Origin of the sequence: Streptomyces sp. NBC_01750, assembly GCF_035918095.1 — a bacterium.
GTDB lineage: Bacteria > Actinomycetota > Actinomycetes > Streptomycetales > Streptomycetaceae > Streptomyces.
The window spans coordinates 5852973-5865293 of sequence record NZ_CP109137.1; the positions used below are offsets into that span (position 1 = coordinate 5852973).

The 12321-nt window shown below is 67.1% G+C and carries 10 protein-coding genes and 2 pseudogenes; 8 read left to right on the top strand and 4 right to left on the bottom strand.

From position 1 onward, the window contains the following. Positions 1-105: 105 nt before the first annotated feature. The 3 genes from OG966_RS26735 to moeZ all read left to right on the top strand — a co-directional run bounded on the left by OG966_RS26735 (position 106) and on the right by moeZ (position 3080). The gene (locus tag OG966_RS26735; protein ID WP_326652417.1) at positions 106-1065 is read left to right on the top strand and encodes an NAD-dependent epimerase/dehydratase family protein; all 960 of its coding nucleotides are present in this window, start codon (positions 106-108) and stop codon (positions 1063-1065) included. Then, positions 1053-1838: a spherulation-specific family 4 protein gene (locus OG966_RS26740; protein WP_326652418.1), complete on the top strand. Its 786-nt coding sequence runs from the start codon at positions 1053-1055 to the stop codon at positions 1836-1838. The genes OG966_RS26735 and OG966_RS26740 overlap by 13 nt, the downstream gene beginning before the upstream one ends. A 63-nt stretch (positions 1839-1901) precedes the next feature. Beyond that, positions 1902-3080, top strand: a complete 1179-nt coding sequence (gene moeZ, locus OG966_RS26745; RefSeq protein ID WP_326652419.1) for an adenylyltransferase/sulfurtransferase MoeZ — start codon at positions 1902-1904, stop codon at positions 3078-3080. Positions 3081-3530: 450 nt separating this feature from the next. Here the strand turns inward: moeZ and OG966_RS26750 are convergent, their stop codons facing one another. Continuing rightward, positions 3531-4103: a TetR/AcrR family transcriptional regulator gene (locus tag OG966_RS26750; protein ID WP_326652420.1), complete on the bottom strand. Its 573-nt coding sequence runs from the start codon at positions 4101-4103 to the stop codon at positions 3531-3533. A 986-nt stretch (positions 4104-5089) separates the two neighbouring features. Further along, on the bottom strand, positions 5090-6481 hold the full coding sequence (locus tag OG966_RS26755) for an IS1380 family transposase (protein WP_326652221.1): 1392 nt from the start codon (positions 6479-6481) through the stop codon (positions 5090-5092). A 1095-nt stretch (positions 6482-7576) separates the two neighbouring features. On the opposite strand from OG966_RS26755, the gene OG966_RS26760 reads away from it, so the two are divergent. From OG966_RS26760 to OG966_RS40925, 4 genes and pseudogenes are all read left to right on the top strand, one after another. Next, the gene (locus OG966_RS26760) at positions 7577-8017 is read left to right on the top strand and encodes a VOC family protein (RefSeq protein WP_326652421.1); all 441 of its coding nucleotides are present in this window, start codon (positions 7577-7579) and stop codon (positions 8015-8017) included. A gap of 319 nt (positions 8018-8336) precedes the next feature. Next, the gene (locus OG966_RS26765) at positions 8337-8690 is read left to right on the top strand and encodes a hypothetical protein (protein WP_326655385.1); all 354 of its coding nucleotides are present in this window, start codon (positions 8337-8339) and stop codon (positions 8688-8690) included. Between the two features lie 197 nt (positions 8691-8887). After that, on the top strand, positions 8888-9097 hold the full coding sequence (locus tag OG966_RS26770) for a hypothetical protein (protein WP_326652422.1): 210 nt from the start codon (positions 8888-8890) through the stop codon (positions 9095-9097). 434 nt (positions 9098-9531) lie between these two features. Next, a pseudogene (locus OG966_RS40925) lies at positions 9532-10491 on the top strand (IS481 family transposase). A gap of 132 nt (positions 10492-10623) precedes the next feature. On the opposite strand, the pseudogene OG966_RS26785 reads toward OG966_RS40925, so the two are convergent. Beyond that, positions 10624-11006 (bottom strand): annotated as a pseudogene (locus OG966_RS26785) (SMI1/KNR4 family protein); the annotation flags it as partial. Between the two features lie 186 nt (positions 11007-11192). Here OG966_RS26785 and OG966_RS26790 point away from each other — a divergent pair. Next, positions 11193-11648 (top strand): GNAT family N-acetyltransferase, encoded by a 456-nt coding sequence (locus tag OG966_RS26790; protein ID WP_326652423.1) that lies wholly within the window; start codon positions 11193-11195, stop codon positions 11646-11648. Between the two features lie 55 nt (positions 11649-11703). Here the strand turns inward: OG966_RS26790 and OG966_RS26795 are convergent, their stop codons facing one another. Then, positions 11704-12297: a hypothetical protein gene (locus OG966_RS26795; protein ID WP_326652424.1), complete on the bottom strand. Its 594-nt coding sequence runs from the start codon at positions 12295-12297 to the stop codon at positions 11704-11706. Positions 12298-12321: the final 24 nt, after the last annotated feature.

Below are 12321 nucleotides of genomic sequence, written 5' to 3' on the forward strand. Positions count from 1 at the left end.
GCACCAGCACCCGTACCGGCATCGACAGCGACACCCCTAAGGAGAAAGCGACATGACCCCCCTACCCCCAGCTCCGGCCCGTCGGCACCGAGGGGCGGCCGCGCGATGAGGGTGCTTCTGCTCGGTGCCAATGGATTCCTCGGCCGCTTCGTCGCCGACCGGCTGCTCGCCGACCCGGCCGTGCACCTGACCGCCCTCGGGCGCGGCGACGACGCCGACGTACGCTTCGACCTCGCCGGCGGCAGCCCGGGCGCGCTCACCCGCTTCCTCGGCGCCGTCCACCCCGGAGTCGTCATCAACTGCGCGGGCGCCACCCGCGGCGGCGCCCGCGAACTGACCCGCCACAACACCGTCGCTGTCGCCACCGTGTGCGAGGCACTGCGGCGCAGCGGCTGCGGCGCCCGGCTTGTCCAGCTCGGCTGCGCCTCCGAGTACGGGCCGTCCCAGCAGGGATCGTCGACTGCGGAGGATGCGATCCCGCGTCCCGGCGGCCCGTACGGAGTGAGCAAGCTCGCCGCCACCGAGTTGGTGCTCGGCTCGGGCCTGGACGCCGTCGTACTCCGCGTCTTCTCGCCCGTCGGCCCCGGCACTCCGGCAGGATCCCCGCTCGGCCGCCTCGCCGAGGCCATGCGCCGCGCCATGCAGTCCGGGGACGGCGAGCTGAAGCTCAGCGGCCTGGGCGTGCAGCGCGACTTCGTCGACGTACGGGACGTGGCGCGCGCCGTGCATGCCGCCTCCCTCTCCGCCGCGCAGGGCGTGGTCAACATCGGTACAGGACGTGCCGTACGGCTGAGGGACGCGGCCGCCGTCCTGGCCCGGGTCGCGGGCTACGCAGGTGGGCTGCACGAGCTGGACCTGCCGGCCGGCCGGCCCCCCATCGGCGCCCCGCGCACCGAATCCGTACTGGACCACCTGTCCGCGTCCCCGGCGCCGTACCCCGACGGCTGCGGCGGCTGGCAGCAGGCGGATGTGCGCACCGCCCGCGACCGGCTCGGCTGGCGCCCCCGTATCAACCTCGAAGAATCCCTTGCGGACATCTGGATGGAGGCGGCATGCCGCATTTGACCAGAACGGGCACCCAGCTGGCGACCGGCGCGACGGAGGTCCCCCCGGACGAAGTCTGGGGGAAGCTCGGCTTCGGCATTCCCGGCTACGCCCACCCGCTCGTCGCCCCAGTCGAATGGGCCGGACTGACCCGGCCCGGGACGCCGTTGCACTGGGTGGTCCTCAATGTCGACGACGGCCCCGGCGACCGCCCCGACCCGCACTGTCTGGAGGCCGCGGGCAAGCTGCGCAACGCCGGCGTACGCGTCCTCGGCCATCTCGACCTCGCACACGGCTCACGATCCTTCGGTGATCTCGTCTCGGACGCGCACCGCTATCTCGAGTGGTACCGGGTCGACGGCTTCCTGCTGGACCGCTGCCCGGCGGACCGTGCCGCCCTGCACGAGGTGCGGCGTACGACGGCGACGCTGGAGGCGGTCCTCGACGGCGGCCATCTGGTGCTCGGGCACGGCTCGCACCCGTATCCCGGCTACGCGGAGGCCGCCGACCAGCTGGTTACCTTCTCCGGGCCATGGACCGACTACCGCTGGTCGCAGGTGGCGGGGTGGACGGCGGACTACCCGCCGGAGCGCTTTGTGCACTTCGTCCATGGCGTGCCGCGCACGCACCTGGAGGAAGCCATGCGCATCGCCCGCTGGCAGGGCGCCGGGACGATTTTCTTCACCGATCGGACCGGGGACAGGAGCGAAAACGGGCACTATGGGGCATTCGAGGCGCTGCCCGGCTACTGGGACGAAATCGTCTCGCAGATCGGACCGGGTGTCTCGGAATGAGTGGGAGCGTGGCAGTGTTACGGGGAGAACCACCGTACTGACTTACCGACCAACGGAGTCCCCGTGTCGCTGCCACCCCTGGTCGAGCCAGCTGCTGAGCTCACCGTCGACGAGGTCCGCAGGTACTCCCGCCACCTGATCATCCCCGATGTCGGGATGGACGGGCAGAAGCGGCTGAAGAACGCCAAGGTCCTCGCCGTCGGCGCGGGCGGCCTCGGTTCGCCTGCCCTGATGTACCTGGCCGCCGCCGGCGTCGGCACGCTCGGCATCGTGGAGTTCGACGAGGTGGACGAGTCGAACCTGCAGCGCCAGATCATCCACAGCCAGGCCGACATCGGCCGCTCCAAGGCGGAGTCCGCCAAGGATTCCGTGCTCGGCATCAACCCGTACGTGAATGTGATCCTCCACGAAGAGCGGCTCGAGGCCGAGAACGTGATGGAGATCTTCAGCCAGTACGACCTGATCGTCGACGGCACCGACAACTTCGCGACCCGCTACCTGGTCAATGACGCGTGCGTGCTGCTGAACAAGCCGTACGTCTGGGGCTCGATCTACCGCTTCGACGGCCAGGCCTCCGTCTTCTGGTCCGAGCACGGGCCCTGCTACCGCTGCCTCTACCCGGAGCCCCCGCCGCCCGGCATGGTCCCGAGCTGCGCCGAGGGTGGCGTGCTCGGCGTGCTCTGCGCGTCCATCGGCTCCATCCAGGTCACCGAGGCGATCAAGGTCCTGACCGGGGTCGGCGACCCACTGGTCGGCCGGCTGATGATCTACGACGCCCTGGAGATGCAGTACCGCCAGGTCAAGGTCCGCAAGGACCCGGACTGCGCGGTCTGCGGCGAGAACCCCACCGTCACCGAGCTCATCGACTACGAGGCCTTCTGCGGCGTCGTGTCCGAGGAGGCCCAGGAGGCGGCGCTCGGTTCGACGATCACTCCCAAGCAGCTCAAGGAGTGGATCGACGACGGCGAGAACATCGACATCATCGATGTCCGCGAGACCAACGAGTACGAGATCGTCTCGATCCCCGGCGCCAGGCTGATCCCGAAGAACGAGTTCCTGATGGGCACAGCCCTCCAGGAACTTCCGCAGGACAAGCGCATCGTCCTGCACTGCAAGACGGGTGTCCGCAGTGCGGAAGTCCTCGCGGTACTCAAGTCCGCGGGCTTCGCGGACGCGGTGCACGTCGGCGGCGGCGTGATCGGCTGGGTCAACAAGATCGAGCCGGACAAGCCGATCTACTGATCAGCCCTTGGGCTGACCAGCAAGGCTGAAGAAGCCCACGGCTCTGACCAGGTCAGGTGCCGTGGGCTTCTGTCGTTGTTGGTCGGCTTCGGGCGCCCTCGCACGGCCCAGAGACGGCCCGGACTGCGGGTGGTGGCCGTCGTGCGGGAAACCGCGGTGCGGAGCAGCTCGACGCCGCTCTACGATCGCCTTGCCTGCGTCGGCTGGAAGCTGTAGACCCGCAGCACCGGCCGGTTGTGAAGTGGGCTAGCCCGTTCGAGCCGGGCCAGGTGGGCTGACACCCGCATCCGGGCCAGGTGGGCTGACACCCGCATCCGGGCCAGGTGGGCTGACACCCGCATTAGGAGTTCGGTCCGAGCGCAGTCCAGCTGCTGCTGGCGACTGATGCGATACCCGGCCCAGACGCTGGTGTACGCCCCCGTCCGGCGCCGTTGATGTCAGCAGTAGATGTCAGACACGTGGTTGCGGGGCGGGTGACAGTGCGGTGCGGGCGGCGGAGAGGACCTGCTCGGACAGCGGGGAGTCCTTGGTGGCGCGGGCCAGGAGAAGGGCGCCGAGCATGGTGCACAGCCGGGCGATGCCGTCCTCGTCGTCGGTGGCGAGCCACTGGGTGAAGTCCTGTACCCCTTCGGTGTAGGTGCGGTGCGCCCCGTGGTCGCCACTGTGTCGGGCCATGTCGGTGGCGAGCGCGGCGACGGGGCAGCCCGAGGCGGGGTTGTCCCGGTGCCGGACGGACAAGTATCCGTCGATCAGGGCCTGCTGGGCCTCGCCGCGGTGCCCCTCGTGCTCCTCGAGTGTGGTGGCGTGGTGCTCGGCCAGTTCGCCGACCGCGTGGATGACCGCCTCGTCGATCAGAGCCTCCTTGGAGGCGAACTGCTTATAGAAGCCGCCGTGCGTCAGGCCGGCCGCCTTCATCAGATCCGCGACGCTCACGCCCGTGCCCCGCTCGCGGAACAGCTGCGAGGCCCGCTCCACGACCCGCTGGCGGTTCGCCTGTGCCTGTGCATGTGAGACGCGACCCATAGGGCACCTCCTGCCTTTGGTCACCCTCGCGCTGTGGGCGGTGATCGCCGCGGTCCTGGTGAGCCTGCGCCCCCACCTGAGGCGGCGGCGCACTCGGGTGACCACCTGACCCACGGTCAGGGTGAAGGTCGTGTCACAGACGTGCCACTACGGGCCTGCAGGGTCCTTCTCGAACACCGAAGGGCCGGCCCGGGAGAAACCCCTCCTGAGCTGGCCCTCCTCGCTGTGCCCCGGCAGGATTCGAACCTGCGACACCCGCTTTAGGAGCGAGGTGGGGCGAGGTGGGCGCTGACCTGGGTAACGCTGGCTTCGGTGCCTGCGACACCTCAGGCCCGCTGGCAGCCGCAGTTCTCCGTGAGTCCCCGCTCCATCTGGCACGCCTGTGGCACGGGCTGACCCTCTCGATGCGAACTACCGGCAGGGCGGTTACTGAGGTCTCCCGACTAGATCAACCGAGCTCTGGTGCTCGCTGAGGACGTTGACGGTCGGCGAGGTTGCTGTACTTCGCTGCTGTACGCGGGCAGCTCATTGGCGTAGGCGAGTTGTGGCGGTTGCTCAGGGTGTAGCAGCTCTCCTGCTGTCCGCTCCAGTGCTCATGGCCCGACTGTGATCGGAGACTGCTCCGACGCCCGATTGTAGACCGAGCCCGCGCGACCATTGCTAGCCTGATCAGCAACGAATGTGGTCGCAGAGTAGGCCTGTTGGTACGGGGAGCCGGCGCCATGAATCTGGGAACGCAACTCGCAACTCTACTCAGCGTGGTGATAGGAGGGGCCGTCTCCTTCGTGGGAGCGACGCTCTCTGAGCGGTCTCGCTGGAAGCGTGACTTAGCCTCGATCCACCGATGTGGGCTGAGGGTGATCTTCTGGCTGAGGTCGGGGGACGGCCGTTGGATTGGGCACCTTGTAGCTGCTGGTCTGCCCAGCGTTTCCACGTGTTCGGTTCCGGTTGGGCCCTTGCGGGCGGGGTGGGCAGGGACGTTCGTGTCAGCCGGCTGGGCCGTGGACGGTGTCGAAGAGGTGTGTCCAGGCGTGCTGCCAGGGCCAGTTGTTCGGTAGGTGCAGGGTGACGCGCCGTGCGGAGCGGGCGGTCCGGGCGGGAACGTGGATCAGGTGGGCGCGGAGGGTGGCGGTGGTGGCCTTGGCGTGGAAGGCGGAGGTCAGAGCACCGGTGGCCCGCAGCAGGTTGTAGGTCATCGCCCACAGGGTCAGCCAGGCGGAGTTGGCGTGGAAGTGTCCGGACGGCAGGTGGGCCAGAGCTGCGGCTTTGCTGTCGGCGATGACCTGCTCGACGACGGCGTGGTGACGGTGTTCCCGTTCTGACTGGAGGGTCGGGGCGGGGTTGTCGGTGAAGAACGGGTGGTAGCGCCAGAGGGGGAACAGCTCGCCCTGTTCACCCACGACGGCGGGTTCGGCCAGGTCCCGGACCCGGCGCACGATCAGCCGGGCCGTGACCCGCTCGCTCTTCTTGCGGCCGGTGAAGGCGGTGTAGGCGGGTATCTCGGCGACTTCGGCGCCGGAGATGAGCTCGCCGGTGTCGGGGTCGGGCACCGCGGTGGGATAGGTGATCTGCTGCCATGCCTCGTCCGGAATGCCGAGGACGGCCCGCTTGATGGAGGGGTTCATGCCGCAGGTGATGGAGAAGCGGGCCCCGGTCCGGCGGCAGGCGGCGATTACACCGGCGTTGTAGAACTGTGAATCTGCCCGCAGGATCCGCAGGCCGGTGCAGCCGACCTCGACGGCGGTGGCCAGCGCCTCACTGACCAGTTTCGGGGCGCCGCGTGAGTCGGCTGCCTTCCCGCGGCGCATCCGCACGGTGGCGATCACCGGCCGCGAGGCGGGGGTGCAGATCGTGGCCAGCAGCGGGTGCAGGGTGCGGACGCCCTTGAACCGGCCGTACTCGGCGCCCTGCTTGGTCCGGCCGTAGACCCGTTTGTGGGTGGAGTCGACATCGATGAACGCCTTCTCGCCTGCGCCGGGCAGCAGCGGCGTGTGCGAGGCCAAAGCGGCCAGGAACCTGCGGTGCACCGCGTGGAGCTGGAGTGCGTGACCGTGGGTGAACGCGCGCAGGAAGCTGCCCAGCGTGGAGGGCGCACGGACGCCTGCGAACAACACGGGCATCGCGCCGTGGCGCAGGACGTGAAGGTCGTCGATGCTGTCCGCACCGGCGGCCATCCCGGCCACGATGCTGGTGACCTTGGCATCCGGCCCGGCACCCGCGCCGTTCTTCGCTCCGGTCAGCTTCACCTTCTCCGCCACCAGACGGGCCAGCCCGCACCGCTCGGCCAGCTGCATCACCGGGACCAGCCCGGCATGCGCGATCAGATTCGGGTCGTCGAACGCAGCGGAGACCGCCGCCGGAGTATGGGAAACTTTCATCTACGAGGTGCCTTGCTGATTGTGCGTGCTGGAAGCGTCAGAACTCCCATCATCGCAGGTCAGCAGGCACCTCTTCTTGATTCCTTATCCACAGGAGGCGGGTCACTCGGTGGATCGAGGCTTAGGCAGGCAATGGACTCAGCACCGATTCGACGCCTGCCGCGAGCTGATCCACATTGTTCACGTCCAAGTGGGGGCCGCCCGGTCGCTTGCCACGACACGGAACCTGCTCGAAGGACCGCCGCCCGTATCTGTCGAAGATGGGGTCCGGGAGATCGCTGAATCTGACCGGCAGCTCGCGCTTGCCTACGAAACAGTGCAGATGCTGTGCGATGAGCGGACGGGCGAGGCGGCTCGCGTGTGGCGCTCAACGGTATGGCAGCTGAGCGACTACGCCCGCGGTGTGATTGAAGGGGACTCGGAGCAGTGGGAGGTGGCGTACACCCACTACCGCGTGGCGCGTGAAGCGTTCCACGGGGCCATTCGGCAAGACCTCGGCATACCGGGGCGGGCTATCAGCGTCACACGTTTGGGCCGTCTTCACGCCCCCCGGGGCTGGGTCCTACCACGTGAATCATCGTGCCGTTCGCGCCATGCGGACAGCGGTTCCCGTCGAGGCTGCGGGTGCAGTATCACCGCTGCACACGCTAGGCGAGGTTTAGCACTGCCCCCCCGTGCCACGCCGGCGAGCCTTCCAACTGCGTAGCGCTTAGAAGGCGCCTGGTGTGATCGTCGGCGCATCCCTCCTGACCTGGTGCTCCACGGACGCCGAGCGCGATAGATCGGCGCCTTCGACACCTATTCGACAGAGGGGGGCGCCAACGTCCACTGGCTACGGCCGCTCCTGCCGGGTATCTGGCTGAGCATGCTTGCTCTGATCTATACCTCGCACAGCGCAGCAACCACAGTGTGGGCCTTCGTGGGAGCCATTCTCATCGTGCTGGCGGTGGGTTGGTATCCGGATGAATCTCACCTGAGGCGCGATCCAGATTTTTCGGAGTTCAGCGGTCTGCGGATGTCGAGAACGTGCCACCGGCCCCGTCCCAGGGACATCAGCGGCCACCACCGGCCGCACGAGGAAAAGGAGAAACCAGCATGGCGATTCAGCGGATGGACAACGTCGGCATCGTCGTCGAGGACATGGATGCCGCCATCGCGTTCTTCGTGGAACTCGGTATGGAGCTGGAGGGCAGGGCGGAGGTCGAGGGCCTCTTCGCCGACCAGTGCACGGGACTCGACGGCGTCCGCTGTGACATCGCGATGGTCCGGACCCCAGATGGTCACAGCTGGCTCGAGCTGGCGAAGTACCGCAGCCCCGCGGTGATCAGCGCCGGGCCGCGCAACCGGCCGCACAACATTCTGGGCACGCACCGCGTCATGTTCGCCGTCGACGACATCGAGGACACCGTAGCCCGCCTGCGCCCGCACGGCGCCGAACTCGTCGGCGAGATCGCCAGGTTCGAGGACAGCTATCTGCTCTGCTACCTCCGCGGCCCGGAGGGCATCATCGTCGGACTGGCCGAGCAACTGCGCTGAGAAGGAGGAACCGAACCATGCAGCCGAACGGAAGCCATGAGATGGACCTCGGAGTTCGATCCGGGCCTGCACCGGCTGCCACTGCTCACTGACACGACGGCCGGACAGGGACGCTGGGGTACGCCTTCGTCCGGTGCCATCGACATCCTCACAGTCAGCCGTGGATGTCAGAGACCTTCTGATCCGTAGCTGTAGCCGGATCGGTCAGTGACGGCCATTCCGGCCGCTACTGGGCCCCAGAGGGACGTTACCGGGCGGGGGCAGTTGCTGGGGTTGCGGTACCTGACTGCTGTACCGCAGGATCTCGACGGGGGTGACCATGGAACGGCATTTGCTGGAGAAGCTGTTGGCCGGTGAGGACGAGGCGTCCGTGGCTGCTCTGGCCGCTCTCCGCAGCGGTGCCACCTACCGCGTGTGGGATACGACGCATCCCGCAGAGCAGCATGCCGGGGTCTTTGCACGCCGACTTCGGCGCATGCGGCTGCACGGAGTCGAACCTCTTGGGCTGGAACGAATGGTGCAGCTCCTCCGCGAGCATAGCCGGCCGGTGCGAGGAGGGCTGATCGATTCTGTCGATCAGAAATGGACCTTCCTGATCTACTTCACCGAAGACGGCAGCGCACTGGTGGCCTGCGCCCGCCTGCAGCGGTGGGTCGAGCAATCACCGCTTTAGGAGCGAGGTGGGGCGAGTTGGGCGCTGACCTGGGTAACGCTGGCTTCGGTGCCTGCGACACCTCAGCCCCTCTGGCAGCCGCGGTTCCCCGTGAGTCCCCGCTCCATCTGGCACGCCTGTGGCACGGCATCCTGTCGAGCGGTCCACGGCAGCAAACCTCGTTGCAGAGGTGGTGCTGATCGGCTTCGATCACGACCATGACCGATGGTGCCGCTGTCGCCGTTGCCGACGACCAGATCCTCGCCAACCAGATCATCCGCGGCCTCAAGACGCTCCGCGAGCATCTCGGCTGCTCGCTCCATGAGGCACTGGAGGTTTTTGCTGCCCGGTACGAGGCGCTGCGGGTAGAGCGGCCGGATGACTTCGCGTGCAGTCATGGCGAGTACTGGGTTGGCTTCTACTTCTAGGGATGTGCCGGCCGCAGATGAGACTTGCAGTGACCCCCTCGATGCGAACTATCGGCAAGACGGTCACTGCGGTCCACACAGCGCGCCATTAGGCCATACAGGGCCTGCGAAGGTCAGCGGTGGTCGCAGCGGTTGCTGTACTTCGCTGCTGGACGGCGGCCCCCAGTGGGGTGAACGGCGGGCCTGCCCGCGGGACACCAACTCCGGCGTCCGCTGGCTGTGGCTCCTGCCGGCAGCCGCGTTCCCCGTGGGCCCCTGCACGCTCTGGCGCGGTTGTGGCACAGGGAACTTGTGATCCATAGATCTACCCGGATCGGTCAGCGTCGGTCATACCGGCCGCTTCACGGCAATGGAGAGACGCTAGCCAAGGTGGCGGTTTCTAAAACTGACGTTCATCGTTGACACCTGGGTCTCCGATCACTACGGAGATCCGCATGTCGAAGTCCACCCCTACCACCCCGCCGCTTGACCGTGAGGCCAAGCGGCGCCTGGCGGTCATACGTCACGTTGAAGAGGTCACCGGGAACGTCGCGATGTCCTGCCGGTACTTCGGGATCAGCCGGTAGGCGTACTACACCTGGTACCGCCGTTATCAGGCCGAGGGCGTCGAGGGGCTGCGCACCCGCTCCAAGGCACCCAAGCACAGCCCCAACGCGACACACGTCGAGGTGGTCGGGAAGATCATCTACCGGCGGCAGAACTACCACTTCGGGCCAGAGAAGATCGCGATGTACCTCAAGCGGTACCACGACGTCACCATCAGCAAGTCCGGCGTCTGGCGGATCCTCAACCGCCTGGACATGGGCCGTCTGCCTGCCTCCCAGCGGTACAAGCGCCACGACCGCCGGTGGAAGCGGTACGAGAAGCAACTTCCCGGCCACCGGGTGCAGATCGACGTGAAGTTCATCGAGCCGCTCGCCTCGATGCCGCAGGGGCGCCGCGGCGGGCGCAACAAGTACTTCCAGTTCACAGCGATCGACGACTGCACACGGCTGCGGGTGCTGCGGATCTATCCGACGTTGAACCAGGCGACCGCGATCCAGTTCCACGACTACGTCATCCAACGCCTGCCGTTCCAGGTCGAGGTCATTCAGACGGACAACGGCGCCGAGTTCCAGTCCGCCTTCCACTGGCACGTGCTCGACAAGGGCGTCGCCCACACCTACATCAAGCCGCGAACACCGCGGCTGTACGGCAAGGTCGAACGCTCCCACCGCATCGACGCCGAGGAGTTCTACCGGCTCCTCGACGGCGTCATCATCGACGACGCCGAGGTCTTCAACGACAAGCTGCGCGAATGGGAGGACTACTACAACTACCATCGCCCCCATGGCGGCCTAGGCGGCCAAATCCCCTACGAACGCCTCGAGCAGAAGACCACGACCCAGGCGTAATCGGTGATCCACAGTTGCACAGTTGCACAGTTGCACAGTTGCACAGTTGTCCGGTCTCGGTTGATGCTTGACGCAGTGGCTTCACCTGATGCTTGACCCCGCTTTCCGCGGCTTGGCTGTGCGCTGACCGCCTCAGCGGCAGAGCTCGTCGAGGTCCTCGGCGAAGGTCGGGAACTCGGCCTGGGCCTCGGTGATGATCTCTCGGGCGGGTCGGCGCGGGTGGTCGAATGCCGCTCGGCGAGCTTGGCCAGAGCTGCGTCCGGGCGCGCCTCGCGCTCCTCATACAGGGCGGCCTCCATTGGCCCGAAACCGTCGGCAAGCACCCACAGGAAACCGGACAAGTCCCCGGCCACCACGCCGCACTCGCCCTCCGAGCCCATGAACACTACTGGCTGCTCGGTGAGAGGCCGCCCTGGCCGCACGTACCAGATGGCGGCGAGACCTCCGGTGCCATCCTGACCGAAGACCCGGTAGGTGCCGCCGTCGAGCTTGTGGTTGCCGGTCCAGTGGCGTAGATCTGCGCAGGCTAACTGCCCCCACCGACACCGTCGGGTCAGCCCCCGGGACGCACGATTAGCCAAGAGAAACCGTCTAGTGCTGTGACCGCGAACGTTCACCGGGTTTGGTGAGGCGCCGGTCGTGGTCGGCGGTATCGGTTGGATTTACCTGTCCGAAACAGGCTCTCGGCAGAATCCTGCAACGTGAAGATCGAACAGGTTGCCTGGGCGGACCCGGAAGCCGCCGCGCTGCGTGCCCGGCAGCGAGCTGAAATCGCGGAGAGATACGGCACCCCGGACAGTGAGCCCGGGGTGGCGCCGTCGGCAGCGGACATCGCGGCGTTCTTCGTGGCTTACGAGGATGGCGGCACCGCCGTGGGGTGCGGAGGACTTCGCTACCTGGGTGAAGGGATTGGCGAGGTCAAGCGCATGTATGTCGCCCCGCCCTGGCGTGGCTCGGGTATGGCGCTGCAGATTCTGCGAGGGCTGGAGGACTGGGCCTTGGGACGGGGATGGACCAGTCTTCGGCTGGAGACAGGGGACGCCCAGCCCGATGCCGTCCGCTTCTACACGCGTTCCGGCTATGAGCGGATCCCGAACTTTGACGCCTATATCGGCGTGGAGAGTTCCTGGTGCTTCGAACGGCTGCTTCGGACCTGACCGGAATTTCGCCAGCCCAACCCGGTGAGCCTTTACGGTCACAGCACTAGGCAACTCAGCGGGCGCGGGTGAGGGTGTTGAGGTGGTCCAAGTACTCACGCCCTACAGTTTCGTTGGCGTAGTCGCGGTTGACGATCGAGGCCAGTTCTCGGCTGACCATGAGGAGCGAAGGCAAGGATTGCCGGTCCCCCTTGAGTGCCCACTCGCCGTAGTTCACGGCCTGATCTGGGTCGCCCTGCCGGGCTGCGACCACACCTAGAGTGATCCGGGCTTCAGCCATCCTCATAGGCGATCGCTCGGCTCCGTCGAAGTCCGTTCCGGCGCGAATCACCTCGTGCGCAAGGTTCTCCGCGAAACGGTCTTCTCCGAGTAGCCGGTAGCAATCCATCGCGTAGAAGTCGAACTTCGCTGGGTCCACCACGAAGTGGTGATCGAGGTTCTCGGGGTACGGCATTCCTTCGAGCAGCTTCCGGCCGCGATCGAGCGTCACCTCAGTCTGCCGACGGTCACCAAGTCGGGCCCATCCCTTGGCTTCCTGCGCTGCGAGCTGGACGGCTACGCCGTGGGTTGGTGCGGCGTCGGTGCCTGCCTGAGAAGCAGCAAGGATGCCGCGGTAGTCGCTGGTCGTGAGGGCGAACCACGCCCGCATCTCGTGTGCCCAACCAGTGATTTC

What these genes read in the sequence shown, in the direction of transcription:
- OG966_RS26735 (WP_326652417.1), top strand. Translation starts at nt 106, where the DNA reads ATGAGGGTGCTTCTGCTCGGTGCCAATGGATTCCTCGGCCGCTTCGTC.
- OG966_RS26740 (WP_326652418.1), top strand. Translation starts at nt 1,053, where the DNA reads ATGCCGCATTTGACCAGAACGGGCACCCAGCTGGCGACCGGCGCGACG.
- OG966_RS26750 (WP_326652420.1), bottom strand. Translation starts at nt 4,103, where the DNA reads ATGGGTCGCGTCTCACATGCACAGGCACAGGCGAACCGCCAGCGGGTC.
- OG966_RS26755 (WP_326652221.1), bottom strand. Translation starts at nt 6,481, where the DNA reads ATGAAAGTTTCCCATACTCCGGCGGCGGTCTCCGCTGCGTTCGACGAC.
- OG966_RS26760 (WP_326652421.1), top strand. Translation starts at nt 7,577, where the DNA reads ATGGCGATTCAGCGGATGGACAACGTCGGCATCGTCGTCGAGGACATG.
- OG966_RS26765 (WP_326655385.1), top strand. Translation starts at nt 8,337, where the DNA reads ATGGAACGGCATTTGCTGGAGAAGCTGTTGGCCGGTGAGGACGAGGCG.
- OG966_RS26770 (WP_326652422.1), top strand. Translation starts at nt 8,888, where the DNA reads ATGACCGATGGTGCCGCTGTCGCCGTTGCCGACGACCAGATCCTCGCC.
- OG966_RS26795 (WP_326652424.1), bottom strand. Translation starts at nt 12,297, where the DNA reads ATGCGGGCGTGGTTCGCCCTCACGACCAGCGACTACCGCGGCATCCTT.